Annotated in this window: 27 protein-coding genes and 3 tRNA genes; 17 read left to right on the top strand and 13 right to left on the bottom strand. The window is 71.7% G+C overall.

Annotated elements, in window-relative coordinates:
* Nucleotides 1-368: 368 nt before the first annotated feature.
* Nucleotides 369-947 carry a hypothetical protein gene (locus ABD262_RS13135; protein ID WP_344136787.1) on the bottom strand — a complete coding sequence of 193 codons (579 nt, stop codon included), beginning with the start codon at nucleotides 945-947 and terminating at the stop codon, nucleotides 369-371.
* Between the two features lie 82 nt (nucleotides 948-1029).
* Here ABD262_RS13135 and ABD262_RS13130 point away from each other — a divergent pair, with 82 nt between their 5' ends.
* The 8 genes from ABD262_RS13130 to ABD262_RS13095 all read left to right on the top strand — a co-directional run bounded on the left by ABD262_RS13130 (nucleotide 1030) and on the right by ABD262_RS13095 (nucleotide 9959).
* Nucleotides 1030-2532: a protealysin inhibitor emfourin gene (locus ABD262_RS13130; RefSeq protein ID WP_344136785.1), complete on the top strand. Its 1503-nt coding sequence runs from the start codon at nucleotides 1030-1032 to the stop codon at nucleotides 2530-2532.
* Between the two features lie 466 nt (nucleotides 2533-2998).
* On the top strand, nucleotides 2999-4993 hold the full coding sequence (gene gyrB / locus ABD262_RS13125; RefSeq protein ID WP_344138198.1) for a DNA topoisomerase (ATP-hydrolyzing) subunit B: 1995 nt from the start codon (nucleotides 2999-3001) through the stop codon (nucleotides 4991-4993).
* A 101-nt stretch (nucleotides 4994-5094) separates the two neighbouring features.
* Nucleotides 5095-7800 carry a DNA gyrase subunit A gene (gene gyrA / locus ABD262_RS13120; RefSeq protein WP_344136782.1) on the top strand — a complete coding sequence of 902 codons (2706 nt, stop codon included), beginning with the start codon at nucleotides 5095-5097 and terminating at the stop codon, nucleotides 7798-7800.
* 53 nt (nucleotides 7801-7853) lie between these two features.
* On the top strand, nucleotides 7854-8306 hold the full coding sequence (locus tag ABD262_RS13115; protein WP_344136780.1) for a DUF3566 domain-containing protein: 453 nt from the start codon (nucleotides 7854-7856) through the stop codon (nucleotides 8304-8306).
* 198 nt (nucleotides 8307-8504) lie between these two features.
* A tRNA-Ile gene (locus tag ABD262_RS13110) sits at nucleotides 8505-8581 on the top strand.
* A 43-nt stretch (nucleotides 8582-8624) separates the two neighbouring features.
* Entirely contained in the window at nucleotides 8625-8744 is a 120-nt protein-coding gene (locus ABD262_RS13105; RefSeq protein WP_344136778.1) for a DLW-39 family protein, read from the top strand.
* Nucleotides 8745-8792: 48 nt separating this feature from the next.
* Nucleotides 8793-8868: transfer RNA gene (locus ABD262_RS13100), tRNA-Ala, on the top strand.
* A gap of 173 nt (nucleotides 8869-9041) precedes the next feature.
* A complete protein-coding gene (locus ABD262_RS13095; RefSeq protein ID WP_344136776.1) occupies nucleotides 9042-9959 on the top strand; it encodes an SMP-30/gluconolactonase/LRE family protein in 918 nt (305 codons plus the stop codon).
* Between the two features lie 89 nt (nucleotides 9960-10048).
* On the opposite strand, the gene ABD262_RS13090 is transcribed toward ABD262_RS13095, so the two are convergent.
* The 5 genes from ABD262_RS13090 to selD form a co-directional block, all read right to left on the bottom strand.
* A complete protein-coding gene (locus tag ABD262_RS13090) occupies nucleotides 10049-10549 on the bottom strand; it encodes a hypothetical protein (protein ID WP_344136774.1) in 501 nt (166 codons plus the stop codon).
* 167 nt (nucleotides 10550-10716) lie between these two features.
* Nucleotides 10717-10899 carry a YegP family protein gene (locus ABD262_RS13085; RefSeq protein WP_344136771.1) on the bottom strand — a complete coding sequence of 61 codons (183 nt, stop codon included), beginning with the start codon at nucleotides 10897-10899 and terminating at the stop codon, nucleotides 10717-10719.
* A gap of 202 nt (nucleotides 10900-11101) precedes the next feature.
* Entirely contained in the window at nucleotides 11102-11536 is a 435-nt protein-coding gene (locus ABD262_RS13080; RefSeq protein WP_344136768.1) for an SRPBCC family protein, read from the bottom strand.
* Between the two features lie 70 nt (nucleotides 11537-11606).
* Complete coding sequence (locus ABD262_RS13075; RefSeq protein ID WP_344136765.1) at nucleotides 11607-11927, bottom strand: hypothetical protein; 321 nt, start codon at nucleotides 11925-11927, stop codon at nucleotides 11607-11609.
* A 129-nt stretch (nucleotides 11928-12056) separates the two neighbouring features.
* Nucleotides 12057-13055, bottom strand: a complete 999-nt coding sequence (gene selD, locus ABD262_RS13070) for a selenide, water dikinase SelD (RefSeq protein ID WP_344136762.1) — start codon at nucleotides 13053-13055, stop codon at nucleotides 12057-12059.
* Nucleotides 13056-13079: 24 nt separating this feature from the next.
* On the opposite strand from selD, the gene ABD262_RS13065 reads away from it, so the two are divergent.
* The 3 genes from ABD262_RS13065 to ABD262_RS13055 all read left to right on the top strand — a co-directional run bounded on the left by ABD262_RS13065 (nucleotide 13080) and on the right by ABD262_RS13055 (nucleotide 16063).
* A tRNA-Sec gene (locus ABD262_RS13065) sits at nucleotides 13080-13175 on the top strand.
* 15 nt (nucleotides 13176-13190) lie between these two features.
* A complete protein-coding gene (gene selA / locus ABD262_RS13060) occupies nucleotides 13191-14492 on the top strand; it encodes an L-seryl-tRNA(Sec) selenium transferase (protein ID WP_344136759.1) in 1302 nt (433 codons plus the stop codon).
* Nucleotides 14493-14500: 8 nt separating this feature from the next.
* Nucleotides 14501-16063, top strand: a complete 1563-nt coding sequence (locus ABD262_RS13055) for a selenocysteine-specific translation elongation factor (protein ID WP_344136756.1) — start codon at nucleotides 14501-14503, stop codon at nucleotides 16061-16063.
* Here ABD262_RS13055 and ABD262_RS13050 read toward each other — a convergent pair.
* The 6 genes from ABD262_RS13050 to ABD262_RS13025 all read right to left on the bottom strand — a co-directional run bounded on the left by ABD262_RS13050 (nucleotide 16053) and on the right by ABD262_RS13025 (nucleotide 21320).
* A complete protein-coding gene (locus tag ABD262_RS13050; protein WP_344136753.1) occupies nucleotides 16053-17606 on the bottom strand; it encodes an LGFP repeat-containing protein in 1554 nt (517 codons plus the stop codon). The genes ABD262_RS13055 and ABD262_RS13050 overlap by 11 nt on opposite strands.
* Nucleotides 17603-18154, bottom strand: a complete 552-nt coding sequence (locus ABD262_RS13045; protein ID WP_344136750.1) for a hypothetical protein — start codon at nucleotides 18152-18154, stop codon at nucleotides 17603-17605. Before ABD262_RS13045 ends, ABD262_RS13050 begins: the two co-directional genes overlap by 4 nt.
* 36 nt (nucleotides 18155-18190) lie before the next feature.
* Nucleotides 18191-18787, bottom strand: coding sequence for an urease accessory protein UreH domain-containing protein (locus ABD262_RS13040; RefSeq protein ID WP_344136747.1), 597 nt, complete (start codon nucleotides 18785-18787; stop codon nucleotides 18191-18193).
* A 91-nt stretch (nucleotides 18788-18878) separates the two neighbouring features.
* Complete coding sequence (locus ABD262_RS13035; protein WP_344136744.1) at nucleotides 18879-19775, bottom strand: hypothetical protein; 897 nt, start codon at nucleotides 19773-19775, stop codon at nucleotides 18879-18881.
* A 19-nt stretch (nucleotides 19776-19794) separates the two neighbouring features.
* Nucleotides 19795-20334, bottom strand: a complete 540-nt coding sequence (locus ABD262_RS13030) for a MauE/DoxX family redox-associated membrane protein (protein WP_344136741.1) — start codon at nucleotides 20332-20334, stop codon at nucleotides 19795-19797.
* A gap of 140 nt (nucleotides 20335-20474) precedes the next feature.
* Nucleotides 20475-21320: a hypothetical protein gene (locus ABD262_RS13025; RefSeq protein WP_344136738.1), complete on the bottom strand. Its 846-nt coding sequence runs from the start codon at nucleotides 21318-21320 to the stop codon at nucleotides 20475-20477.
* Between the two features lie 185 nt (nucleotides 21321-21505).
* On the opposite strand from ABD262_RS13025, the gene ABD262_RS13020 reads away from it, so the two are divergent.
* Both ABD262_RS13020 and ABD262_RS13015 read left to right on the top strand, forming a co-directional pair.
* Nucleotides 21506-22024, top strand: a complete 519-nt coding sequence (locus tag ABD262_RS13020; RefSeq protein WP_057376220.1) for a peptidylprolyl isomerase — start codon at nucleotides 21506-21508, stop codon at nucleotides 22022-22024.
* A gap of 98 nt (nucleotides 22025-22122) precedes the next feature.
* Entirely contained in the window at nucleotides 22123-23004 is an 882-nt protein-coding gene (locus ABD262_RS13015; protein WP_344136731.1) for a rhomboid family intramembrane serine protease, read from the top strand.
* A 259-nt stretch (nucleotides 23005-23263) separates the two neighbouring features.
* On the opposite strand, the gene ABD262_RS13010 is transcribed toward ABD262_RS13015, so the two are convergent.
* On the bottom strand, nucleotides 23264-23512 hold the full coding sequence (locus ABD262_RS13010; protein WP_344136728.1) for a cell division protein CrgA: 249 nt from the start codon (nucleotides 23510-23512) through the stop codon (nucleotides 23264-23266).
* Between the two features lie 64 nt (nucleotides 23513-23576).
* On the opposite strand from ABD262_RS13010, the gene ABD262_RS13005 reads away from it, so the two are divergent.
* The 4 genes from ABD262_RS13005 to ABD262_RS12990 are packed head-to-tail and all read left to right on the top strand — an operon-like array spanning nucleotide 23577 to nucleotide 25887.
* A complete protein-coding gene (locus tag ABD262_RS13005; RefSeq protein ID WP_344136725.1) occupies nucleotides 23577-24329 on the top strand; it encodes a DUF881 domain-containing protein in 753 nt (250 codons plus the stop codon).
* Nucleotides 24326-25033, top strand: a complete 708-nt coding sequence (locus ABD262_RS13000) for a class E sortase (protein WP_344136722.1) — start codon at nucleotides 24326-24328, stop codon at nucleotides 25031-25033. The genes ABD262_RS13005 and ABD262_RS13000 overlap by 4 nt, the downstream gene beginning before the upstream one ends.
* A gap of 3 nt (nucleotides 25034-25036) precedes the next feature.
* Complete coding sequence (locus tag ABD262_RS12995; protein ID WP_344136719.1) at nucleotides 25037-25231, top strand: hypothetical protein; 195 nt, start codon at nucleotides 25037-25039, stop codon at nucleotides 25229-25231.
* The gene (locus tag ABD262_RS12990) at nucleotides 25231-25887 is read left to right on the top strand and encodes an aminodeoxychorismate/anthranilate synthase component II (RefSeq protein ID WP_344136716.1); all 657 of its coding nucleotides are present in this window, start codon (nucleotides 25231-25233) and stop codon (nucleotides 25885-25887) included. The genes ABD262_RS12995 and ABD262_RS12990 overlap by 1 nt, the downstream gene beginning before the upstream one ends.
* The last annotated feature ends 40 nt before the right edge of the window (nucleotides 25888-25927 follow it).

The raw sequence follows: 25927 nt of genomic DNA, 5'->3' as shown, positions 1-25927 counted from the left end.
CGCCCGCCGATCGGCCGACCGCGGACAGCACCTCGTTGACCGCGGCGAGCTGTTCACGGCTCTCGCGGAGCTCGGCGGCCAGGCCCTGCGCGAGGTCAGGCCCCAGGTCAGGCCCCAGGTCAGGCCCCAGGTCATGGGCCGGGACGGACCCGAGTGCAGGCCCCCCCTGCGACGGCCCAGCCGTGGGCGGTGTCGACCCTGCTGGTGTAGTCACTCGCAGCCTCCCGGACGAGCAGCACTCAAGCACTCGCGTCCCCTGCAACGACTTCCACTTGGCAGTGTCCACCCTCGGCGGGGGCGTGACCAGCGCAAACCCGGAGCACACCACTCGGGGTGGGGCTAGGCGGCCGACCGCCCGGGCGACCAGGTCACGTGGTGCGGAGCGTCGCCAGGACCTGTGCCACGACGGCCTCGACGTCGCCGCCCCCCACGGCACTGACCGTGATCATCACGCCCTCACCGTGGGTCAGGAGGTGGATGACCTCGGTCTCCGCCCGGCCCTCCGCGACCGGGTAGTGAGCCTGCGCCACCACCACCTCGCCGGCGGTCGACACCGAGTGCGTGCTGTCGACCTCCATCGCCAGGCGGGTCATCTGGCTCGTGATCTCCTGCGTGGTCGGCAGCCTCGAGAAGCCGCCCTTCTGCACGTCGATCGACTGGTAGCGGCCTTCGGAGGCGGGGCCCACGGCGGTGGCCAGGGTGCTGGCCCGGATCTTGGCGACGTAGTCCTGCATCGTGAAGCCCTGCCGGGCGGCCGCCTCGCGGACGTAGGGCTCGCCGAGGTCGCCCGAGCGGTCGTAGCGGTGCCAGCCGGCGGGCAGCTCGAACCGCACCGGGGGGTCGGCCACCACCAGCTCGTGGGGCGCCCGAGCCGCGCGCAGGCCGAGGCCACCGCTCACCCCCACCAGGAGGGCGACCAGGACCACCAGCACCGGGGCTTGCCGCACGCGCGCAATCTAGCGACCGGCTCACACCGCCGGACCGGAACGCGGGGATGCGGCTGTCACCCCTGCGGCGCACGATGGATCCATGACCGAACGTCCGACCCACGGCTGCACGATCGTCCCGCCCTACCTGCTCGCCGCGCTGACCGGTCACAGCGACGAGGCCGTGGCGGAGTGCGCCCGGCGCTCGCTCGACCGCGACCACGCGCTGCGCGCGCACCGCTCGGCCGGGGTCCCGACGACCTCCTCGACGACCGACCACCCGGTCGAGCACCAGGGCGGGCTCGCCGCCCCCCACGCCGACGACGGCAGCGGACCCCAGCGCACCATCGCCGACGCCAAGGGCACGCAGACCACCCCCGGCACGACGGTGCGCGCCGAGGGGCAGCCCGCGACCGGTGACCCCGCGGCCGACGAGGCCTACGACGGGTTCGGGCAGACCTGGAGCCTCTTCGACCAGACCTACCGGCGCGACTCCCTCGACGGCCGAGGGCTGCCCCTGCTCGGCACCGTGCACTTCGGCCGCGGCTACGACAACGCCTTCTGGGACGGCACCCAGATGGTCTTCGGCGACGGCGACGGCACGGTCTTCAACCGGTTCACCATCGCGGTCGACGTCATCGGTCACGAGCTCACCCACGGGGTCACCGAGCACACCGCCGCCCTCGTCTACGAGGGCCAGTCGGGCGCGCTCAACGAGAGCATCTCCGACGTGTTCGGCTCGCTGGTCAAGCAGCAGGCCCTCGGCCAGGACGCCGCCTCCGCCGACTGGCTGATCGGCGCGGGCCTGTTCACCGCCCGGGTCAACGGTGTCGCGCTCCGCTCGATGAGGGCGCCCGGCACCGCCTACGACGACCCCCAGCTCGGCAAGGACCCCCAGCCCGCGACGATGGCCGACTACGTCGAGACCACCGACGACAACGGTGGGGTGCACCTCAACTCGGGCATCCCCAACCACGCCTTCTACCTCGCGGCCACCACGATCGGCGGGCCCGCCTGGGAGGTCGCCGGCCAGGTCTGGTTCGACGTCCTCACCGGGGGTGCGCTGACCGCGACGGCCGACTTCGCGACGTTCGCGCGGCTCACCGTCGAGGCCGCTGAGCGCAGGTATGCCGCGGGCTCACCCGCGGCGACGGCGATCCGGTCGGCCTGGGAGCAGGTGGGGGTGCTGACGGCCGGCTCCCCGGCGCAGGACGCCAAAGCCTCGTCGGGGCCGGCGCAGGGTCCGGCCGAGCCTGCCCCCGCTCCCGCTCCTGCCCCGGCACCCTCCCCGCGGCCGGAGCCCGAGCCGGCTCCGGTGCCCCCGGAGACCCAGGTGCAGGTCCGGCGCACCGGTGGGCTGGCCGGGCAGCGTCGCGCCCGCACCGTGGCGCTGGCCGAGCTGTCCGACGACGACGCCCGGGGGTGGTCGGCGCTGCTGGCCGAGCACCGGCTCCAGGAGCTGGCCGCCACGGCGCCGACCCGGCCGGTCCCCGACGCCTTCGTCTACCACGTGGCCTGCCCCCCGGACGGTGAGGAGGTCACGCTGCCCGAGCACGGCATACCGGAGTCGGTGCGCGACCTGATCCAGCGCACACTCGGCGCCTGACCCGGGCGCCTGACCCGGGGGGCGGTCCGGCCTGGTGGTCCGGCCGGGTGGTCCCGGCGGGTTCGTGGGGCCTCGCGAAACGAGAGAATCGGGCGCTCAGGGGGTGGGAGACGTATCCCCACCCGTGAAAGGCCCGTTTTTTGTCGCAAATCCGCGTTCCCGGGCCTCCTGACGCGAGATCTGACACCTCCGACAGGTAGACTCGGAGGTGAATTCGCGGCCAGCTGGCTTCCAGTCTGGTCGCGTGCCATGAGCGGGCACCGCGAGCCGAGGGGGCATCCCCTGTTCGCTGTGCCACCGGAGAAGGAGCACCGTGTCCGAGGCTGACCACACGCCAGACCAGAACGCCCCCGCAGCCGGCACCCCGGCAGACAGCACCCCCGCACAGCAGGTCCCCCAGCAGACGCCCACCGAGCACCTGACGGCCGCCGAGGCCGAGGCTGCTCGTGAGGTCGTCGAGGCGGAGATCGTCGGCGCGGCGCCCGGGTCCGACTACGACGCCAGCCAGATCACCGTCCTCGAGGGTCTCGAGGCGGTCCGCAAGCGCCCCGGCATGTACATCGGGTCGACCGGCGAGCGGGGTCTGCACCACCTGGTCTGGGAGATCGTCGACAACTCGGTCGACGAGGCGCTGGCCGGCTTCGCCGACACCATCGACGTGACGCTGCTCGCCGACGGCGGCGTGCGGGTGGCCGACAACGGCCGCGGCATCCCCACCGACATCCATGCCGGCGAGGGCAAGTCCGCCGTCGAGGTGGTCTACACCCAGCTGCACGCCGGCGGGAAGTTCGGCGGCGGCGGCTACAAGGTGTCCGGTGGGCTGCACGGCGTCGGCTCCTCGGTGGTCAACGCGCTCTCGACGCGGCTCGACGTGGACGTCCACCAGAAGGGGCACGTCTTCCGCATCTCCTTCAACCGGGGCGAGGCGGTGGCCCCCCTCGAGACGATGGAGGCCTCCGACCGCACCGGCACCACGGTGACCTTCTGGGCCGACGGCGACATCTTCGAGACGACCACCTACGACTTCGAGACGATCCGCGCCCGGTTCCAGCAGATGGCCTTCCTCAACAAGGGCCTGACCATCAACCTCGTGGACGAGCGCCAGCCCGAGACCGCCGAGGACGACGCCGAGACGGTCGACGCCACGGAGCGCAAGCCGCGCAAGGTGTCGTACAAGTACGACAACGGCCTGGTCGACTACGTGACCCACCTGGTCTCCTCGAAGAAGTCCGAGCCGGTGCACGCCGACATCATCTCGATCGAGTCCGAGGACACCGAGCGCCAGCTCAGCCTCGAGCTCGCGATGCAGTGGACCAACGCCTACTCGGAGTCGGTGCACACCTACGCCAACACCATCAACACCCACGAGGGCGGCACCCACGAGGAGGGCTTCCGCGCGGCGATGACCAAGCTCATCAACGACTTCGCGCGCAAGCAGAACCTCCTCAAGGAGAAGGACGACAACCTCACCGGCGACGACATCCGCGAAGGCCTCACGGCCGTCGTGTCGGTCAAGCTCGGCGAGCCGCAGTTCGAGGGCCAGACCAAGACCAAGCTCGGCAACTCCGAGGTCAAGGGCTTCGTCCAGCGCGCCATGACCGACGAGTTCGGCCACTGGCTCGAGGCGCACCCGACCGAAGGGCGCGACATCGTCCGCAAGTCGGTGCAGGCCGCCGCAGCGCGGATGGCCGCCCGCAAGGCGCGCGAGGCGACCCGGCGCAAGGGGCTGCTCGAGTCCGGCGGCCTGCCCGGCAAGCTGCGCGACTGCCAGAGCAAGGACCCGGCGATCTCCGAGGTCTTCATCGTCGAGGGTGACTCGGCCGGCGGCTCGGCGGTGCGCGGTCGCAACCCGCACAACCAGGCGATCCTCCCGATCCGCGGCAAGATCCTCAACGTCGAGAAGGCCCGCATCGACAAGGTGCTGGCCAACAACGAGGTCCAGGCGCTCATCTCGGCGTTCGGCACCGGCATCGGCGAGGACTTCGACAAGACCCGCGCCCGCTACCACAAGATCGTGCTGATGGCCGATGCCGACGTCGACGGCCTGCACATCCGCACCCTGCTGCTGACCCTGCTGTTCCGGTTCATGCGGCCGCTGATCGAGGAGGGCTACGTCTACCTCGCGCAGCCCCCGCTCTACCGGCTCAAGTGGAGCAACCACCCCCACGAGTTCGCCTACTCCGACCGCGAGCGCGACGCCATGGTCCTGGCCGGCCAGGCCCAGGGCTGGCGGCTGCCGAAGGACGCCGGCATCCAGCGCTACAAGGGTCTGGGCGAGATGGACTACCAGGAGCTGTGGGAGACCACGATGGACCCCGACCACCGGGTGCTCCTCCAGGTCACGCTCGACGACGCGGCCGCGGCCGACGAGATCTTCGCGATCCTGATGGGTGAGGACGTCGAGTCACGCCGTGGCTTCATCCAGCGCAACGCCCGCGACGTGCGCTTCCTCGACATCTAGGTATGCCGGTGGGCCACGTTTCACGTGGAACCCAGCCGCGCCGCATACCCACTGGTTTGAATGGCACCGCTGTTGAAAAGTATTGACGGACAAGGGAATTCATGACTGAGATACCGCCGATCGAGTACGACCGCACCGAGGCGGTCGACCTCAACACGGAGATGCAGCGCAGCTACATCGACTACGCGATGACGGTGATCGTGAGTCGCGCGCTGCCCGACGTGCGGGACGGCCTCAAGCCGGTGCACCGTCGCGTGGTCTACGCCATGTACGACGGTGGCTACCGCCCCGACCGCGGCTACAACAAGTGCAGCCGCGTCGTCGGCGAGGTGATGGGCCAGTACCACCCGCACGGTGACTCCTCGATCTACGACGCCCTCGTCCGGCTCGTGCAGGACTGGTCGCTGCGCTACCCGCTGGTCGACGGCCAGGGCAACTTCGGCAGCCCGGGCGACGACCCGGCCGCCGCGCCGCGGTACACCGAGTGCCGGATGGCGCCGCTGGCCATGGAGATGGTCCGCGACATCCACGAGGAGACCGTCGACTTCCGCGACAACTACGACGGCAAGACCCAGGAGCCGGTCGTCCTGCCGAGCCGGTTCCCCAACCTGCTCGTCAACGGCTCCTCGGGCATCGCGGTCGGCATGGCCACCAACATCCCGCCGCACAACCTGCGCGAGGTGGCCGACGCCGCCCAGTGGATGCTCGCCAACCCGGAGGCCGCTCGGGACGAGGCGCTCGACGCCGTCCTGGCCCGCATCAGCGGTCCCGACTTCCCGACGGGTGCGCTGATCCTCGGCCGCAAGGGCATCGAGGACGCCTACCGCACCGGTCGCGGCTCGGTCATCATGCGCGCGGTCGTCGAGGTCGAGGAGATCCAGGGCCGGCAGTGCCTCGTGGTCACCGAGCTGCCCTACCAGGTGAACCCCGACACGCTCGCGCAGAAGATCGCCGAGCTCACCAAGGAGGGCCGCCTCAGCGGCATCGCCGACATCCGCGACGAGACCTCCGGGCGCACCGGCCAGCGCCTCGTCATCGTGCTCAAGCGCGACGCGGTGGCCAAGGTCGTGCTGAACAACCTCTACAAGCACACCCAGCTGCAGAACAACTTCGGCGCCAACATGCTCGCCCTGGTCGACGGGGTGCCCCGCACGCTGCCGATCGACGCGTTCATCCGCCACTGGGTCGAGCACCAGATCGAGGTCATCCAGCGACGGACCAAGTTCCGGCTGCGCAAGGCCGAGAACGAGATCCACATCCTGCGTGGTCTGCTCAAGGCGCTCGACGCCCTCGACGAGGTGATCGCCCTCATCCGCCGGTCGCAGACCGTCGAGGCGGCCCGCGACGGGCTGATCGAGCTGCTCGAGATCGACGAGGTCCAGGCCCGCGCGATCCTCGAGATGCAGCTGCGCCGCCTGGCCGCCCTCGAGCGCCAGAAGATCATCGACGAGCACAACCGCCTCGAGGCGATGATCCTCGACTTCGAGGACATCCTCGCCAAGCCGGAGCGGCAGCGCACCATCGTGTCCGACGAGCTGTCCGAGCTGGTCGACAAGTACGGTGACGAGCGCCGCACCCGGATCGAGTTCTTCGACGGCGACATGTCGATGGAGGACCTCATCCCGGAGGAGGACGTGGTCGTCACCATCACCCGTGGTGGCTACGCCAAGCGCACCCGGGTCGACGCCTACCGCTCGCAGGGTCGCGGCGGCAAGGGCGTGCGCGGCGCCTCGCTGCGCGGCGACGACATGGTCGACCACTTCTTCACCACGACGTCCCATCACTGGCTGCTCTTCTTCACCAACCTCGGCCGGGTCTACCGCGCCAAGGCCTACGAGCTGCCCGACTCCGGTCGCGACGCCAAGGGCCAGCACGTCGCCAACCTGCTGGCCTTCCAGCCCGACGAGAAGATCGCCCAGGTCCTCGACGTGCGCGACTACGCCCAGCAGCCCTACCTCGTGCTCGCCACCAAGAACGGCCTGGTCAAGAAGACGCGACTGGCCGACTACGACTCCCCGCGGTCCGGCGGCCTGATCGCCGTCAACCTCAAGGAGGGCGACGAGCTCGTCGCGGCCGACCTCGCGTCGGCCACCGACGACCTGCTCCTCGTGTCGCGGCACGCGCAGTCGGTGCGGTTCCACGCCACCGACGCGCAGCTCCGCCCGATGGGTCGTGCCACCAGCGGCGTGACCGGCATGCGGTTCCGCGGCGACGACTCGCTGCTGTCGCTGAGCGTCATCCACGAGGGCGAGGACCCCGACGTGTTCGTCGTCTTCGAGAACGGCATGGCCAAGCGCTCGCCGGCCTCCGACTGGAACGCCAAGGGTCGCGGTGGCCTCGGCGTCGCCGTCGCCAAGATCACCGAACGCAACGGTGACCTGGTGGGTGCCCTCACGGTCAGCGAGGACGACGAGGTCCTCGTCATCATGGGCAAGGGCAACATCGTCCGGATGCCGGTGAGCCCGGTGACGCGGCGCGGCCGCAACACCCAGGGCATGAAGTTCGCCAACCCGGGCAACGGCGACTCGGTCGTCGCGCTGGCGCGGAACCCTGAGCGTGCGGTCGATGACGCGGTGGAGGACGCGGCCGACGCGGTGAAGGACGCGGCCGGCGCCGTGGTCGAGGGTGTTACCGAGGGAGCTGCCCAGGGAGCTGCCGAGGAGGCGACAATCGAGTCCGCCGCGACCCCGGAAAGCGACTCCTCACGGGTTGATGCCGTACCGTCGTCTGAGAACGAGCAGGGTCTCGACGCGTCCGCGGAGGCGCCGGACGCACCTGAGAGCGACGCCACTGGAGGTAACGAGTGAGCACGGCAGGCCAGACCAGCAGGTCGGCCCTCCCCCAGGGAGGGGCTGCTCCTGTGAGCCCGACCCAGTCCCTGTCCCAGGGTGGCGCGCGCCCGGCCGGCGCCCGCCCCGCTGGTGCCCAGTCGGCTGCCCAGGCCGCACGGGCCCGGCGGGTCAAGCTCACGGTCTCGCGGGTCGACCCGTGGTCGGCGATGAAGATGTCGTTCCTGATCTCGGTCGCCCTCGGCATCGCCGGCGTCGTCATGGTCGCGGTGCTGTGGATGATCCTGTCCGGGATGGGCGTCTTCAGCGAGGTCAACCGCCTGGTCGGCACGATCATCAGCGACTCGGAGAACCCGTTCGACATCATGGACTTCCTCGGCTTCGGCCGGGTGCTGTCCCTGTCGATCGTCATCGGGGTCATCGACGTCATCCTGCTGACCGCGCTGTCGACCCTCGGGGCCTTCCTCTACAACATCTGCTCGGCCCTCGTCGGTGGGCTCCAGCTCACCCTGACCGACGACTGACCGACCGGCGCCCCCCGCAAAACGGTGGTTGCTCGACAACACGGACGCCATGGCCTCCGTTTCGTCGAGCAACCACCGTTTTGCTGCCCGGCGGGGGACGTCCGAGGGCCTCTCGGAACCGTTTTGGCCGACGGTATGCCGGTGATGTAACCTCGTGCCTCGCGCCACCTCCCGTGGCGCAGCGGAGATTGGGCTCACGGGCCTATAGCTCAGACGGTTAGAGCGCTTCCCTGATAAGGAAGAGGCCACAGGTTCAAGTCCTGTTAGGCCCACCAATCCCGATCCCCGCGGTTGCTCTGCGAGGGAAGGCGACGGCCCATGAAGAAGCTCCTGCTCCTCATCGTGGCGGCTGTCGGCGCCGTGGCAGTCCAGCGGAAGCTCAAGGCCCAGCAGGCCGAGAAGAACCTCTGGGCCGAGGCCACCGACTCTCCGAAGTAGGCAGCACCCGGCGGCCTTGGTCGCCTGTCACATGAACATGTGACACCAGGGGCCATGGCGCAATTGGTAGCGCACCTGCTTTGCAAGCAGGGGGTTAGGGGTTCGAGTCCCCTTGGCTCCACCACGTTCTACCGGCTCCCAAGGCCTCGCTCGGCACCCCAGCGCGGGGCCGTCCGTGTCTCCCGGTGGGCCAGCTACGCAGGTTGGTGGAGGCGCGAGACGTCGGCCGGGGCGCACGCTGGCTGACGTCCACTTCGCACGGGACGCGCGGTGGCTGTCGTGAGCGAGGTGGGTCGTATGTTCCGTGCCCGGACGGTCCTCGGATCGATCGTCTCGACCATCGCGGTGGTGGTGCTCGCCGCCCCGGCCGCCCTGGGTGCTCATGCCGACCGGGTGATCGTGCTGCCCGGGGCGTCGAGCACCGAGGGCATCGCCCGCGGCGCCGGCACGACCTTCTACGCGACCGACCTCTACGCGGGCGACGTGTTCCGGGGCGACCTGCGCACCGGCCGGGTGGAGCGCTTCATCGACAACGGCTCGGGCCGGCTGGCCGTGGGACTCAAGGCCGACCTGCCACACGGCCTGCTGTTCGTGGCGGGCGGCCCCACCGGTCAGGCGTACGTCTACGACCTCGACACGGGAGCCCCGGTTGCCACCTACCAGCTGACGACCGGGCCGGCCTTCATCAACGACGTCGCGGTCACCCGCACCGGGGCGTGGTTCACCAACTCGGCCGCCGCGGAGCTCTACTTCGTGCCGGCCTCCCGCAAGGCGACCAAGCCGCCGCGCACCCTGCACCTCACCGGACCCGCCAGCGACCTCAGCGGCGCGTTCAACAGCAACGGCATCGCCGCGACCGCGGACGGTTCGAGCCTACTGGTCGCCCACAGCGGGCAGGGTGCCGTGAACGTCGTCGACCCGGCGACGGGCGCCAGCCGCACCCTGGCCGGCGTGGACACCCCGAACGTCGACGGCATCCTCCTCGACGGGCGCACCCTGTGGGCGGTGCAGAACTTCAGCAACCAGATCTCCACGTTCCGCCTGAGCGGCGACCTGTCGTCCGGGTCGCTGACCAAGGTCATCACGAGTGGCGCCTTCGAGGTGCCGACCACGGTCGCCCGGTTCGGTGACCGCCTGGCCGTCGTCAACTCCAAGTTCGACACGGGTCAGCCGCCGACCGCGAGCGAGTACGAGGTCGTCGTCGTCGACCGCTGATCGGAGTGCGACCGCGGCTCCCGTATGCCGCCTGGCTGGGTCGGGCGCGCTGGATCAGGGGGGCAACAAGTGGGGGTCCGGCGAAGTAGCTAGGGGGCGAGGAGGACCAGCGGGACCCGGCAGTTGAGGCCGACGTTGTTGAGTCGCTCGACCAGGGGTCGGCCGTCGATCGTCGGCAGCTGCAGCGGCTTCGGCTTGCCCGACGCCAACGACCGGGCGTAGGCGTCCCGGGCCACGACGAGTCGCTGCCAGTCCTCGAGCCACTGGGACGCCGGCTGGTCGGCCTCGAGCCGGGCCGAGCCCAGGGTCTGCATCGTCGTGACCAGCTCGACCACCGCGTCGTTCTGGGCGTTGATCGCCCCCACGCGACGTGGGACCGGCGCCGTGGTCGCCACCGATGACGCCACCGCGGACTCGCGCATCCGCGCACACGCCGCCGTGGCGAGCCGGGAGATGGAGCCCTGCTCGACGACGGCCGGGTCGTCCTGGTTGGCGAAGGTCCACAGTTTCGAGAGCGCGACGAAGACGACCACCGCTGCCACCACCACGGCGATGCGGGCGGCCCAGACCCTCCACTGCTCCCCGGCCATTGCGACCATCCTCGCCCGACCAGGCCGGGTGCGACACCGGCAAACGCACGGCCTCACGCCAGGCGCGGACGCGCCTCAGGGCAGGCGAGGGGCGCGGCCCGACGACGAGGCCCCGCGCGGCATACCGAGGGGGTTGCCGGGCGGGGCCAGGTCTGGCCCGTCGTGGGCTATCCGTCGACCTCGACGGTGGGGGCTCCCGGTGCGTTCTTCTGCACGGAGGCGATGCCGTTCTCGGCAGCCGCCTTCGACTCGTACGCCTCACCCACGGCGATCACCTGGCCGTTGCTGGCCTTGAGCCGGAAGCGGTACTTGCCCGCCTTGTCCTGGTAGAGCTCGAACTTCCCCGCCATCACTGCACCTCCGTCAGTGGACCGACTGCGAACGCTCGCAGCCTAGGCCCGCCCGGAGGGCGCGTACAGACCTCGCGACCCAGCCCGGCCCAGGGGCTCAGCCCGGCCCAGGGGGCTCAGCCGGATCAGCGGGGCCCAGCCGGATCAGCGGGGCCCAGCCGGATCAGCGGGCTCAGTCAGGCTCGACCAGGCCCGGCCAGGCTCAGGCCGACTCGGCCATCGCCTTCAGCTTGGTCATCGCGTCCATCGTCTGCTTCGGGAGGTCGCGACGGATCAGCGGGGTGAAGAGCTTGCCGATCCCCCTGGTGGAGATGTCGATGCTGTGCGTCAGCGTGGTCCCGACGCCATCGGAGGCCGCGACGAAGTCGACCGTCACGTCCATCATCCGGTCGGTGAACTTCATCGCGAAGTGCCGGTCGGGCTCGCGGGCGATGATCTGGCCGTCCATCGTGCCGGTGCGGCGGCCGTCGTTGTAGTGGTACTTCAGCTGGGTGCCGACGTCGTTCGGTCCGTCGGACAGCTTGTCGATACCGGTGCAGCGCGACAGCCACAGGGGCGTCTTGGTGAAGTCGTCGACGATCGAGTACACCGCCGCGGGAGGTGCGCTGACGGAGAGCGTGTGGGAGAAGCGCGGCACGGGGGCCTCCGGGACGTCGAGTGGGTGGGCACACGCTACTGCGTGCCGGCCCCTCGCTGGAGGGGTCGCCTCAGTTGTCCGGGTATGCCGGTGGCTCGGCCTCCGCGCGCAGACTCGGCGGGGCGGGCAGCGGACGACGCGGTTCGCGCACCCCGGCCAGCCCGTCGCCGGGACCATCGGGCAGGAACGCGCCGACCAGGCGGCGGCCACGCACCCGCCGGTGGCGGTACACGGCATACAGGTCGGCGTGGGTGTGGTCGCGCGCGGTGACGCGGCGCAGGGTCGGGCCGCCCACCATCACCGCCTCACCGGGGCTGGACGCCGTGACGAAGACCGGGCGCCCGTGGGGCCGTCCGGCGCGGTCGTGGGCGATGAGCTCATACCTGGCCATGCCCCCAGCGTGCGCCGAAACGCACTCACTCACAAGCGATTCGGCAGCATCCATTCAGCGGCGAGGATCGGGCAACAAGGCAGCACCGATCCGGCAGCACCGATCCGGCAGCACCGATCCGCCAGCGACTCAGCGCAGCGCGATGCGCGGCGGTCCCGCGACGGTGTGACCGACGACCGGGGCGCCGGGCACCCCGCCGACCACCAGCAGGCCGCCGCTCGTCTGGGCGTCGGCGAGCATCAGGAGCACGTCCTCGTCCACCGACCCACCCCTGACGTCGAGGTGCGGACGCACCCAGTCGAGGTTGCGACGGGTGCCTCCGCTGACGTACCCGTCGCGCAGCGACTGCCAGGCGCCGTCGAGCACCGGCACCGCCGCCGAGTCCAGCACCGCCCCGACCCCCGAGGCGCGCAGCAGCTTGAACAGGTGGCCCAGCAGCCCGAACCCGGTCACGTCGGTGGCCGCCCGCGCCCCGGCCGCCACGGCCGCGGCGCTCGCGACGTCGTTGAGCGCGACCATCGACGCGACCGCGTGCTCGAACACCTCGCCGGTGCTCTTGTGCCGGTTGTTGAGCACCCCCACGCCGATCGGCTTGGTCAGCGAGATCGGCAGCCCGGGCAGCGCGGCGTCGTTGCGCAGCAAGCGCTCCGGGTCGACGACGCCGGTCACTGCCATGCCGTACTTCGGCTCCGGGTCGTCGATCGAGTGCCCTCCGGCCACCGGGCAGCCGGCCAGGCCAGCGACGTCCAGACCGCCCCGCAGCACCTCTCGCAGCAGCTCGAGCGGGAGCACCGACCGCGGCCAGCCCACCAGGTTGATCGCGACCACGGGTCGGCCGCCCATCGCGTAGACGTCGGACAGCGCGTTGGCCGCGACGATGCGGCCGAAGTCGTAGGCGTCGTCGACGACCGGGGTGAAGAAGTCGGCCGTGCTGATCACCGCCGTGCCGTCGGCGACGCGCACCACCGCGCCGTCGTCCCCGTCGTCCAGCCCGACCACCAGGTCCTCGGCCACCTGACCGCCGAGACCGCGCACGACCTCCTCGAGCTCCCCCGGAGGGATCTTGCACGCGCAGCCGCCGCCGGCGGCATACTGCGTCAGCCTCACGGACACCCGCTGTTCGGTCACGGTGCCTACGCTAGCCTCGCTCGCGGAGGCGTACAGGCGCCTGGTGGCCCTCCCGGTCTTCAAAACCGGTGCAGCCGAGCACCTCGGCTGGGCGGGTTCGATTCCCGTCCGCCTCCGCCACAGACAGGAGGCCGTATGCCGCAGCCGCACCCGCCGGACGCGCGCCGCCTCGTGCCGCGCACCGACGCTGTGCTCGCGAAACCTGCTGTGGCGCAGGCGATCTCACGTCTGGGCCGCGACATCGTGCGGTCTGCGGTGCAGGTGGCACAGGAACAGGTGCGCGCCGGCCGGATCGGGCCCGACGACGTCGTCGACGCCACGCTGGCCGCGCTGCCCCAGCGCTCGACCACCCTGACGCCGGTGCTCAACGCGACCGGTGTCGTCGTCCACACCAACCTCGGCCGGGCTCCCCTGTCGGCGGCTGCGGTGGAGGCCGTGGTGGCCGCGGCCGGCACCGTCGACGTCGAGCTCGACCTGGCCACGGGGCAGCGCTCGGCGCGAGGGCGCGGCACCACGGCTGCGCTCCTCGAGCTGCTCCCCGAGGCCGAGGCCGCGCTGGTCGTCAACAACGGAGCGGCCGCGCTGGTCCTCGCCACCACCGCGCTCGCGGCCGGTCGCGAGGTGGTGGTCAGCCGCGGGGAGATGGTCGAGATCGGTGACGGGTTCCGGTTGCCCGACCTGATCGCGAGCACCGGTGCCCGGCTGCGCGAGGTCGGCACGACGAACCGCACCACCCTCGCCGACTACGAGTCGGCCGTCGGTCCGGACACGGGGTGCATCCTGAAGGTCCACCCCGGCAACTTCCGGGTCGAGGGCTTCACGTCGGCGGTCCCGGTCGCGCAGCTCGTGGCGCTCGGCCCCCCGGTCGTCCACGACATCGGCAGCGGCCTGCTCCGCCCCCACCCCCTGCTGCCCGACGAGCCCGACGCCGCCCGCTCGCTCGCCGACGGCGCCGCCGTGGTGACCTGCAGTGGCGACAAGCTGTTCGGCGGTCCGCAGGCCGGGCTCGTGCTCGGGCGCGCCGACCCCGTCACCCGGCTGCGGCGCCACCCCCTTGCGAGGGCGGTCCGCGCCGACAAGACCACCCTGGCCGCCCTCGAGGCCACGCTGCGCGGCCCGCGCGCACCCGTCTGGGACGCCCTCGAGGCCGACCCCGCGGTGCTCCGCGCCCGGTGCGAGGCGGTGGCCGCGAGCCTGCCTGGAGGACTCGCCTCCGTCGTCCCCGCCGACGGGGTCGTGGGCGGCGGTGGCGCACCCGGCCGCACGTTGCCGGGCTGGGCCGTCGCCCTCCCCGAGTCGTATGCCGTGTCGTTGCGGCAGCTGGCCCGCCCGGTGCTCGCCCGGGTCGAGCGCGGACGCTGCCTGGTCGACCTCCGGTGCATCCCGGCGGACGCGGACCAGCTGGTGGCACGGGCGATCTCCGACGCCGGGCGGTAGGAGCGGGGATGGCTGTCATCGCCACGGCGGGTCACGTCGACCACGGGAAGTCGACCCTGGTGCGACTGCTCACCGGGCAGGAGCCCGACCGATGGGCCGAGGAGCGCCGCCGCGGCCTCACGATCGACCTCGGCTACGCGTGGACCGACATCGACGGGCAGCGGGTGAGCCTGGTCGACGTCCCCGGCCACGAGCACTTCACCGGCAACATGCTCGCCGGGCTCGGCCCGGTGTCCGCGGTGATGTTCGTGGTCGCCGCAGACGACGGCTGGTCGGCGCAGTCGCGGGAGCACGCGCGGGCCGTCGCGGCGCTGGGGATCCAGCACGTGCTGCTCGCCGTGACCCGGTGCGACCTGGCCGACGGGGCACTGGCCCGCGACGACTCCCTCGACCGACTGGGCTCGTTGGGCATCGAGGTCGCGGAGAGCGTGCTGGTGTCGGGTGCGACGGGCGCCGGCCTCCCGGCGCTGCGGGCAGCCGTCGGTCGGCTGGCCGCGGCGGCGGCGCCGACACCCACGCCGACAGCCACGCCGACAGCCACGCCGACACCCACGCCGACAGCCACGTCGACAGCCTTGGCTCGGCGCACCTCCGGTGACGAGCAGGTGCGGCTCTGGGTGGACCGCTCGTTCAGCATCCGCGGCGCCGGGACCGTCGCGACCGGCACCCTCGCGCGGGGTCGGATCACGGTCGGCGACGAGCTGCTGCTGGGAGGGGCGGCGGTCGGGGTGCGGGGACTGCAGACCTGTGGCGAGGAGGTCGGCTCCGTGGTCGGCCCGGCGCGGGTGGCGGTCAACCTGCGCGGGATCGAGCTGGCTCGGGTCGGTCGTGGCGCCGCGCTGACCGACCCGCGGTGGCCGTCCCACCCGTCGGTGCTCGACGTGGAGCTCGTCTCGCTGGACCGGGTCGAGACCGACCGCGGGACCGGCCTCGAGACCGGTCGTGAGAGCGCCCGCCTGGCGCGCGAGCTCACCCTGCACGCCGGCACCGCAGCCGTGCCGGTGCGCACCCAGGTCCTGCCCGATGGTCTTGTCAGGCTGCGCCTGAGCCGCCCGCTCCCGCTGGTGGTCGGCGACCGCGCGGTGCTGCGCGACCCGGGCCGGCACGAGGTCCTCGCCGGCGTCCGCGTGCGGGTCGTCGACCCACCCGCCCGCCGTCGCGACGGGCGCTCCCGAGGCGCGTCGGCGGCATACGGTGGCGTCGCGGCGACCGGGCCCGAGGTGGCGCGAGGCGTGCGCGAGCTGGTGGCCTGGCTGCGCGAGCACCCCCTGCAGGCGGCGTCGCGCGAGCAGCTGGATGGTTGGGCGCTGACCGCGGCCGACCTGGCTGGGGCGGCCGACCGGGGCGAGATCGCGCGAATCGGCGGCGTGGTGCTGACCGGCGACGCCGTGTCGCGGGCCGAGGCGGTCGTGCGCTCGCTCGACCAGCCGTTCACGGTGGGCGAGGCGGCCCGGGCCCTGGCCACCTCCCGACGCGTCGCGGTGCCGCTGCTCGAACGGCTTGACGCGACGCTGGTGACGCGCCGACTTCCGGACGGCACCCGCGAGGTGCGGCCGACCGTCAGGCCGTGATCGTGCCGCCCTCGAAAGTACAGGTGAGCCGGCCGCCGCCGGCGTCCGTCGTGTCGGTGACCGGGTAGCCGTAGCGGCCCGTGGCCCCACCCTCGGACTTCCACGCTGCGAGCACCGCGCCGTGGACCCGCCGCGGCGTGGTGGACCCGAGGGCCCAGAGCTCACCGCGCTGGAAGAACTGCGCGAGCCCTCGGGGCTCGGTGTGGCTCGGGCCGGTCGGGTAGCCCAGCACGCCCGCTTCCCGTCCGGCGTTCACCCACGGGGTGTACATCGGCGCGGGGACGGCCTCGGTCTTCACCGGTCCCCCGGCGATCGCGCCGTTCTGGAAGAGCTGGATCCAGCCGTCGGACAACGTCTGCTGTGGCCCGGTGGGGTAGCCGAGCGGGCCGCGGTCACGGGACAGCAGGCTCCACTTCCAGTAGCTCGCGCCGGCGACCACCTGGGGGGTCGTGGACGGGGACTCGACGATGGCGCCCTTCTGGAAGAGCTGGAGCGAACCGTCCTGCGCCCCCACGGTGGGTGCGGTCGTGGGGTAGCCGAGGATCCCGCGCTCGCGACCGTTGGCCTTCCAGATGGGCCACCGGTTGCCCCAGACGGCCTGCGTCGTCGTGCTCGCGGAGTCGGTGATGGCCCCGCGCTCGAAGGTCTGCAGCCATCCCTTGTCGACGGTGTAGACGAGGTCGGCGGTGGCGTAGCCGAGCCGGGCGCCGCGCGGTCCGCCGTGGGTCGCGTAGATCTTGCGGATGTACTCGGTGACGGCCACCGCGCCGTACTTCGAGGTGTAGTAGATGACCCCGCCCTGGAACAGGACGTAGCGACCGAGCCCGTCACCGACGTAGCTGACCGGGCCCTTGGAGGCCTTCAGGTAGGAGGCCTGCTCCCCCATCGCGTGGTACTTCTGGGTGATCGCCTCCCAGCGCGGCAGGCTCGGCGCACTGTGCTCGGCCGTGCGGTTGTCGGACAACGACGCCGTCGTGCAGTTGGCGAACTTGTACGGCGGCACGCAGCTGACGACCCGGCAGTGCACGCCGCCGGAGCACTTCACGTGGGTGTTGCACTGGCCGTAGCGGAAGGCGTTGCAGCAGACCCGGCGCTGGTCGCAGGTCGCCGACGACCCCGTGCCGCACGAGCAGCTCCAGCACTTCGAGTCGCACATGCCGTCGCTGCAACCGGTCGTGCACTTGGAGCAGCTGGCGTTGCAGTCGACGATGTAGCGGTAACCGCCCCCGCACCACGACGAGTCGGCGGCCTTCCACCACCCCGCGGCGAAGCTGCCCGGCGGACAGGTGTTCACGCCCTTGTTGACCGTGGAGCAGAACACCGTCCAGCCGCTCGACGCGGTGTTGCCGGGTCCGCAGATGGTGGCGTATGCCGCGACCGGCGTGAGCGCGTACTCCTTGGGCTTGGTGGCCAGCGCGGTGGCGGCCACCGTCGCACCCACCAGCACGTCGCGCCGGGAGACCGGGCGCATCCGGCGAGTCAGTGCGGACACGAAGCCCGCCATGCCACCCGGCCCGGCGTTGAGGTCGTCGAGCGTGCTCACGGTCGTCCTCCCTGGCGGGCCAGGGTGGCCCGGTCGGTGATCCTGATCGTCGAGACGAGGGCCGCGGCCCGCGGCACGGAGGCCATCCGTCGGGCGTGGCTGCCCACGACGGTGAACAGGCAGAACGCCCGACCGCCCGAGCTGAAGAAGTGCTGCGAGGCGCTGAGCCCCGGCAGCGGTCGCTGCAGCCGGTTCGGGCCGAACTGCGAGGGCGCGAGCCGAGGCAGCCCTTGCCGCTCGAACAGCCCCTGGTCGGCGACCTCGGTGCCGTAGTCGACCAGCGCCACGAAGACGTCGTCGGGACCCAGCAGGCCGACGACGTTGCTGCCGAAGTCACCGCGGTCGGCGGGCATCGGTCGGGTGCAGGCGTGCAGCACCGGACGGGTGACGTCCTCCTCGGCGACACTGCTCGGTGTGGTGCCCCCCGCTGCGGTGCCCCTCGCTGCGGTGTCGGTGCCCCTCGCGCCCGGGGCGAGGGGGCCGCCCGACTCGGCACCGGGCCTGCGGGTCACGGCCACCTGCCAGCCCGGGGGTGCGTCAGCCCTCATCCCGTAGTGGTCAGCCACAGCTCTCAACTCCATGCGTCAACTCACCAGCGCGGCGACCAGCACGATTGCGGCCGCTCCTCCGAGAGCCACCTTAGCGAGGGTTCGTGCCGGATTTGCCCATCTTTCGACCCGGATGAAGACCCGGTGCAGGTCGTCCCGGTCGACCACCCGGGCCATCAGCAGCGAGGGCAGCGCCCGGACCACGCCGAAGGTGGCGCCGATCGCCAGCCCCGCGCCGAGGTGCCCGGCGAGCGCCGCCAGCAGCACCGCGGCATACGTCGTCGCGCTGGTGATGATCGTGACGAGGCCGAAGCCGAGCTGGGCACCGAAGCCCACGCCGTAGACCCACCCGCGGTAACGGGTCAGCCACCGCTCGTCGACCTGTCGACGCCACGAGGGCACCGAGCGCTGGTTGCGCAGGTCGAGGACCAGGCCGACTCCCAGCAGGGCGGCGACCACGACGAGGGTCCAGCGCGACGAGCGCACCGGGTCGGGCAGGAGCCCGCCGAGCGCAGCGGCGATCCCCCCGGCCGCGAGCCCCCCCGCCAGGGAGCCGAGGAGGTATGCCGTGGTGGTCAGCCACCACCGGGAGTGTCGGGCCCGCTCGCCGAGCGGGCTGATGCTCGAGAGCATCGACTCGCCTCAAGGCGACCAGGTCGCCCGGACCGCCGCGACGGCGGCCATCGGGAGGCCCAGGGCCAGGGCCAGGGCGGTCACCGACATGTCAGTGGTCGTGCTGGTGGGTGGGGTCGGCGCCGTGGTGGTCGTGCGCCTGGTCGTGGTGGTGGTCGTGCTCGTGGTGGTGGTCGTGACCGTGCTCGTGGTGGGCCGGCGCCGGCGGGGAGTCCTCGTCCGGCGCGCGGTAGAGGCTCGGGTCGCCCGGGCGGACACCCGAGGCCAGCAGCTCGGCGTCGATGCGCGACAGGTTGTCGCGACCGCCCTCCCCCATCGCGTCACCGACGAGCAGGCCCGGCCCGGAACGGCCGGCCGCCGTGCGGGCCTCCGCGCTGTCGGCCACGCCCTGCGCCATCAGGCCACGCACCTGGGCCCACGTGGTCGCCGAACCCTCACCCGTGACCACGCCGTCCTCGACGTAGACGAAGTACGGAGACCCCGGGATGTCGTAGTCGACCCAGGCCGCCGACGACTGCACCACGTCGCGGTCACCGGCCAGCGTGCGCAGGCTCGAGATCGACTCCTCGCCCGGCCCCTTGGCGATGATGTGCAGCGCGCCCTCGCCGGGGACGTCGACCGGGCCCTGGAACTCGTCCCAGAAGGTCTGGCAGACCGAGCAGCCGCTGGTGAGGAACGCCAGCAGGGTGCGGGTGCCGGGGGTCGTGACGGTGACCTGCTGCTCCCGGCGGTCGAGGTCGGTGCCGACGATGTCGTGGGCGGTGGTGGAGTCCTTGCGGGTGGCCTGCACCACGCCCGACTCCAGCTCGACCGGCACCGGCCCGGGCTTGCCGCCGGTCGTGGCGAGGCTGACGCCCGTGCCGGCCTCCTTCTCGAGCTCGAGACCGGCGCCGAGCTCGTGCAGGGCCTTGAGGATGAGGGCGTGGCTGCGCAGCAGTCCGAGGACGAGGACGCCGAGGAGCGCGATGGCGACGCCTTCGGCGATCACGACGGCAAGCATCAGGAGCTCAGCCCTTCCGGGTCGGTGCGGCAGTGGTGCGGATGGCGGCGGGCGAGGTCGTCGGCAGCACGGCCATCACCTGCCAGGCGAGGAACCCGATGACGACGGCGAGACCGGCCGTGGTGACGGTGGCCCCGTCGACGCCGGCCCAGACCGAGGCGGGCGGGTCGACCGCCACGAGGAGCGCGGTGAGCGCGGCGAGCGCGGTCAGCACGAGGTGGGTGCGGGTGGCCGGGGTGTCGGGCTTCCCGAAGCAGCCGCACGACCCCAGGATGCCGCCGCGCCTCAGCACCCGACCCACGAAGGAAGTGAAGACGAGGTATGCCGCGGCGACCAGCAGCGCGGCATACCGACCGGGGGCGGCCAGCGCCCACACCCCCAGAGCGACCTCGAGGACGGCGAACCCGCGCACGACCTGGCGATGGACCGGCAGCCCGGCCCCGCGCAGGGCCCGCACGAGGGGCAGCGGGTCGACGATCTTCGGGACCCCGGCCACGACGAGCAGCCCCGCCGCGGCGAGGAACGGTCCGGCTACCAGGTCCCACATGTGGTGCAACCGTAGTCGAGCCGACCTGTCACAGCCTGCCCTGACCGCGCGAAACGGCGGTTGCTCGACGAAACGGGACGCATGGGAGCCGTTTCGTCGAGCAACCGCCGTTTCGTCAGCGGCCCTCGCGGGATGTGGGGTCAGTCGACCTTGTTCTTGGCGTCCTGCGCGGCGTCACCCACGGTGTCGGCGAGGTCGTGCGCGGTGTCGTCGGTCGCGTCCGCGGCCTCGTCGGCGACGTGCCGGCCCTTCGAGGTCATCTTGTCCTTGGCGTCGGCCGCGGCATCGGTGGCCTTGTCCTTCGCCTCGGACGCCTTGTCCTTCACGGTCTCGGCTGCACTGCTGGCCTTGTCCTTGGCGGCGTCGGCGAGCGTGGCGACCTTGCTGGTGCTGGAGTCGCGACCGGTCGTCGGCGCGGTGTAGGGGTCGTCGAGCGGCGTGGCCCACGGGTCCTCGCGCGGGGCCGACTTGCGGAACGCGGCGACACCCGCAGCCACCGCAGCGGCGAGGCCGAGGACCAGCAGGAACCGGCCCTTGCGACGACGCGGCTTGGCCACCGCGTCACCCTTGAGCACCGAGTAGGCGTCGGAGGAGCGGTCTGCGGTGTCGGTCGCGGCGGTCTTCGCAGCAGCCGAGGCGGCGGCGACGGCCGCGATGGCCTCGGCGACCCTGGGCAGCAGCGTGTCGACGATGGTGTCGCGCGCGGTGTCGACCTTGGGGGCCAGGCCCTCGACGGCACCCTGCAGCTTGGGGGCGGCCACCTCGATGCCGTGGTCGACCCGCGGCTTGGCCCAGTCGCGTGCGGCCTCGATGCCGTGCTCGACGTGGGGCTTGCCCCAGTCCTTGGCCTGGACGGCCCGCTCCTTGGCGACCTCGGCGGCCGGGGCCACCCGGTCCTTGAGGGATGAGGCGTAGTCGGCGGCGCTCTGGGCGGAGCTGCTGACTGCCTCGGTGGCCTGCTCAGTCTTGGTCTTGGTGCGGAACACCGTGCCTCCTGTGGCTTGGCTGATCTGGGACTCCGTGGGCCTGCGGACCAGTGTCTCGAAAGGCACCGGGCACAAGCCGGACGGACGGCTTCTCCCTACCCATCCTGCCTTGTTTCCGCTGGTGAGCAAGCCCGTGGGGGTACTGGGCGGCATCTCGGGTGCGCCCGCATGGAAGGATGCGTGACATGGACGTCACCCTCAAGACCAACCACGGCGACATCAACGTCACGCTGTTCCCCGACCACGCCCCGAAGACCGTCAAGAACTTCGTGGGACTGGCCAAGGGCGAGCAGGAGTACCGCGACGACGCCGGCCGCTCGAACCCCACGCCGTTCTTCGACGGCCTGGTGTTCCACCGCATCATCCCGGGTTTCATGATCCAGGGCGGATGCCCGCTGGGGCAGGGCTTCGGCGGCCCCGGCTACACCTTCGACGACGAGATCAGCCCCGACAAGGACTTCACCAAGCCGTACATGCTCGCCATGGCCAATGCCGGCAAGCGGATGGGCAAGGGCACCAACGGGTCGCAGTTCTTCATCACCGTCGGCAACGCCGCCTGGCTGCAGGGCAAGCACACGATCTTCGGTGAGGTGGCCGACGGCCCCAGCCGCGAGGTCGTCGACAAGATCGCCGCCGTGCCGACTGGTGCGAACGACAAGCCCCTCGAGGACGTTGTCATCGAGTCGGTCGTCGTCAACGACTGACTCGCGACCGACCATCGGCGCGAGGTGCCCGGCCCCCACGGGTCGGGCACCTCGCACGGAGGTCCTTGCGACGACCCCGAGACCTCGGAGCGCCACCCATGACTGAGCCCACGGCAGACCCGCAGCAACAGGTGACCCCGGTGTGCCCGCGGCACCCCGACCGGGTCTCCTACGTGCGCTGCCAGCGGTGTGGCCGCCCGGTCTGCCCGGACTGCCAGCGCCCCGCGGCCGTCGGGGTCCAGTGCGTCGACTGCGTGAAGGAGCAGGCCAAGACGGTGCGCACCACGCGCACGGTGTTCGGCGGCAACGTCACCGACACGCCGGTGGTGTCCTACGCGATCATCGCGATCTGCGTCTTCGTCTTCGTGCTGCAGACCGCCCGTCCGGGCCTGAGCCGCGACATCTCGTTCGTCCCCTACCTCGGCGCCCACGAGCCGTGGCGGTTCCTCACGTCGGCGTTCGCGCACGCGACGATCACCCACATCCTGTTCAACATGCTCGCCCTGTGGATGGTGGGCGCCCAGTACCTCGAGCGGCTGCTCGGTGGTGCTCGGTATGCCGCGGTCTACCTGGTCAGCGCCCTCGGCGGTTCGGCCTGCTACCTCCTGATGTCACCGGCCGTCGCCTTCGAGCCGGGCCGCCCGAGCTCGTGGTACATCGGCGCGGTCGGTGCCTCCGGCGCCGTCTTCGGCCTCTTCGGCGCGTTGCTCGTGCTCAACCGGCACCTGGGTCGGTCCTCGGCCGGCATGTACGCGACGATCGGCCTCAACGCCGTGATCGGGTTCGTCGTGCCCGGCATCGCCTGGCAGGCCCACCTCGGTGGGCTGGTGACCGGAGCCGCCGTCGCCGGCGTCATCGCCGCGACGTCCGCGAAGGAGCGCCGGCGGTGGCAGTGGCCCGGCGTCGTGCTCGTGCTGCTCGTGGTCATCGCCGTCGCGGTCGCGAAGTATGCCGTGGCGCCCAGCGACCTGCTCGCCTGAGCCGCCGCGTCCGCCCTCACCGCGTCCGCCCTCACCGCGTCCGCCCTCACCGCGGTCGTCCCATCGGGGTCGGCGCGTCCGTGGGCGCCTTCGATGAGCGCCGCGCTGGCCGGACCGCGGTTGTCCCACCTCTGTAGAGGGGGCGGATTACACGCCTGTCATTTGTCCCCAGCTGTGGAGAACCCTGTGGACAACCCCGCGGGCGACGCCACCGCTGTGGATCTCACCCCTTGTGGACAGGGGCCAGGGCGCGGGTGGGTCAGCGCCAGCGGGTGGTCATCGCGAAGCCGCTGAGCATCAGCCCGAAGCCGACCCCGAGGTTCCAGCGGCCGATCGCCTCGATCGGGAACCGCTGGCTGGTGATGTAGAAGACCACGATCCACAGGAGGCCGACGACCATGAGCGTCAGCATCACCGGCACGAACCAGGGCGGGTTCCCGACCTTGGCCTTCGCGGGCTTGCTCGGCGGGGTGTACGCGCGCTTGGCGCGACCCTTGGACTCAGGCACGGAAACACTCCTCGTAGCTCGGACAGCGCCATCACCGTCGCGACGTGTGGCATAGCGTAGTGCCATGGCGGACCAGCGGCTGACGTGGCTGACGCGCCGCCCCACCGCTTGGTCGGCCGTCGTGCCCCTGGTCGCGCTGGGTGCTGGCGTGCTCTTCGCGCTGAGCGCGGCCACCGCCCGCGGGACCGACCTGCGTTCCTCCGGCGGCGACCTCCCCGGCCTGATCCGCGACCAGACCCGGCAGAACTCCGTGCTGGCGTCGCGGGTCGCCTCGCTGCGCGCCGAGGTCGACCGGTTGTCCGCCCAGCAGGCGCCCGGCGACCTGCGCGTGACCCAGCTGACCCGGCAGGCCGACCGGCTCGCGCTCGCCGCCGGCACCCAGGCGGTGTCCGGCCCCACGGTGCAGGTGACCCTCACGGACGCCCGCAACGTTCCGGACGTGCTCCCCGACGGCATCTCGGTGGACGACTACGTCGTGCACCAGCAGGACGTCCAGGCCGTCGTGAACGCGCTCTGGGCAGGTGGCGCGGAGGCGATGATGCTGATGGACCAGCGGGTCATCTCGACCAGCGCGGTCCGGTGCGTCGGCAACACCCTCATCCTCCAGGGCCGGGTCTACTCCCCTCCCTACGTGATCACCGCCATCGGCAACCAGTCCGACCTGCGCGCGTCACTCGATCGCAGCCCGGCGGTCGCTATCTACAAGCAGTGGGTCGGCGCGGTCGGGGTCGGCTACGACGTGCAGTCGCGGCGTGATCAGACCTTCCCCGCCTATGCGGGCTCCATCAACCTCCAGAGAGCAAGGACGACCCGGTGAAGCTGGCCCGCTGGACCCTCGGCATCGTCGGCGACCTGTTGGTCACGGCTGGGCTGGTGCTGCTCCTGTTCGTCGGGTGGCAGCTCTGGTTCACCGACGTCACGGCCCACCGCACCCAGGACGCCACCGTCTCCAGGCTGACGCGTGACTTCGCGAAGCCACCGACCGGCACCCCCGGCAACCCCGGCACGGAGAACCCGAAGGCGGTGCCGTTCGGGTCGGCCTTCGCGATCGTGCGGATCCCGCGGTTCGGTGCCGACTACGCCCGGCCCGTGCTGGAGGGCACCAGCCGCGACATCCTCCAGGACGGCATCGGGCACTACGACGGCACGGTCCTGCCGGGCGCTGTGGGCAACTTCGCCGTGGCCGGGCACCGCACCACCTACGGGCGCCCGTTCCACGACATCGACACCCTGCGCCCCGGTGACCTGGTCGTGGTCGAGACCAAGACGGCATACAGCGTGTATGCCGTGAAGCGACACGAGATCGTGGCGCCCACCGACGTGCAGGTGGTCGCACCGGTGCCCGACCAGCCGGGCGTGAAGCCGACCGAGCGGTGGATGACGATGACGGCGTGCCACCCGAAGTACAGCGCGGCGCAGCGCTACGTCGTGTTCGCCCAGCTGGTGAAGACCTACAAGCACGCCGACGGCCTGCCCGCCGGCACCCTCACCGTCCCGAAGACTCTCCCCAAGAAGGCCTGAGCCATGCTGTATGCCGCGATCTGGCGAGCGCTGCCCGGTCCCCTCCTCGTCCGGGTGCTGCTCGCCGCCGTGCTGGTGCTGCTCGTCGTGGCGGTCCTCTTCGTGTGGGTGTTCCCCCGGATCGCGCCGCTGATGCCGTTCAACGACAACACCGTCGACCCCAGCGCGGGCGTCGTCGTGCACGCCCGGGAGGTCTGATGACCCGCATCCTCGTCGTCGACAACTACGACAGCTTCGTCTTCACGATCGTCGGTTACCTCCAGCAGCTGGGTGCCGAGTGCGAGGTCGTGCGCAACGACGCGGTGGGCCCGGCCGACGGTGCCGACTTCGACGGGGTGCTCATCTCCCCCGGACCCGGCACCCCCGAGGAGGCCGGCGTCTCGATGGCGATGATCGAGGCCTGCGCCGAGCGGTCCCAGCCCATGCTCGGCGTCTGCCTCGGCCACCAGGCGCTCGGGGTCGTCGTCGGCGCGACCGTCGGGCGGGCACCCGAGCTCCTGCACGGCAAGACCTCGCGGGTCCTGCACGACGACACCGGGGTGCTGGCCGGACTGCCCTCGCCGTTCACCGCCACCCGCTACCACTCGCTGACGATCGACCCGGCGACCGTGCCGGACACGCTGGTCGTCAACGGCCACACCGAGTCGGGCATCATCATGGCCGTCCGGCACCGCGACCTGCCGCTGCACGGGGTGCAGTTCCATCCCGAGAGCGTGCTCACCGAGGGCGGACACCGGATCCTGGCCAACTGGCTGGTCGGCTGCGGGCTCGAGGACGCCGTCGACCGCTCAGCCGGCCTGAGCCCGCTGGTCCACGACGCCGAGGGCGTGGCCCGGGCGGTCGCGGCCGGCTAGCTCGCGCCGACCCGCGTCGTTGTCGGCCACCCGCGCCGGG

It is taken from the genome of Pedococcus bigeumensis, assembly GCF_039531795.1.
GTDB classification, from domain to species: domain Bacteria; phylum Actinomycetota; class Actinomycetes; order Actinomycetales; family Dermatophilaceae; genus Pedococcus; species Pedococcus bigeumensis.
Note: the sequence above shows the minus strand (reverse complement) of the source record. Positions and strands in the feature narration are given on the sequence as shown.

Bases quoted from the DNA above. Each gene is read 5' to 3' on its own strand.
- gyrA (WP_344136782.1), top strand. From the start codon at position 5,095: ATGACTGAGATACCGCCGATCGAGTACGACCGCACCGAGGCGGTCGAC.
- ABD262_RS13075 (WP_344136765.1), bottom strand. From the start codon at position 11,927: ATGGCCAGGTATGAGCTCATCGCCCACGACCGCGCCGGACGGCCCCAC.
- ABD262_RS13015 (WP_344136731.1), top strand. From the start codon at position 22,123: ATGACTGAGCCCACGGCAGACCCGCAGCAACAGGTGACCCCGGTGTGC.
- ABD262_RS13105 (WP_344136778.1), top strand. From the start codon at position 8,625: ATGAAGAAGCTCCTGCTCCTCATCGTGGCGGCTGTCGGCGCCGTGGCA.
- ABD262_RS13085 (WP_344136771.1), bottom strand. From the start codon at position 10,899: ATGGCGGGGAAGTTCGAGCTCTACCAGGACAAGGCGGGCAAGTACCGC.
- ABD262_RS13090 (WP_344136774.1), bottom strand. From the start codon at position 10,549: ATGGCCGGGGAGCAGTGGAGGGTCTGGGCCGCCCGCATCGCCGTGGTG.
- ABD262_RS13095 (WP_344136776.1), top strand. From the start codon at position 9,042: ATGTTCCGTGCCCGGACGGTCCTCGGATCGATCGTCTCGACCATCGCG.
- ABD262_RS13040 (WP_344136747.1), bottom strand. From the start codon at position 18,787: ATGCTCTCGAGCATCAGCCCGCTCGGCGAGCGGGCCCGACACTCCCGG.
- selA (WP_344136759.1), top strand. From the start codon at position 13,191: ATGCCGCAGCCGCACCCGCCGGACGCGCGCCGCCTCGTGCCGCGCACC.
- ABD262_RS13005 (WP_344136725.1), top strand. From the start codon at position 23,577: ATGGCGGACCAGCGGCTGACGTGGCTGACGCGCCGCCCCACCGCTTGG.
- ABD262_RS13030 (WP_344136741.1), bottom strand. From the start codon at position 20,334: ATGTGGGACCTGGTAGCCGGACCGTTCCTCGCCGCGGCGGGGCTGCTC.
- ABD262_RS12990 (WP_344136716.1), top strand. From the start codon at position 25,231: ATGACCCGCATCCTCGTCGTCGACAACTACGACAGCTTCGTCTTCACG.
- ABD262_RS13055 (WP_344136756.1), top strand. From the start codon at position 14,501: ATGGCTGTCATCGCCACGGCGGGTCACGTCGACCACGGGAAGTCGACC.
- ABD262_RS12995 (WP_344136719.1), top strand. From the start codon at position 25,037: ATGCTGTATGCCGCGATCTGGCGAGCGCTGCCCGGTCCCCTCCTCGTC.
- ABD262_RS13020 (WP_057376220.1), top strand. From the start codon at position 21,506: ATGGACGTCACCCTCAAGACCAACCACGGCGACATCAACGTCACGCTG.
- ABD262_RS13130 (WP_344136785.1), top strand. From the start codon at position 1,030: ATGACCGAACGTCCGACCCACGGCTGCACGATCGTCCCGCCCTACCTG.
- ABD262_RS13045 (WP_344136750.1), bottom strand. From the start codon at position 18,154: ATGAGGGCTGACGCACCCCCGGGCTGGCAGGTGGCCGTGACCCGCAGG.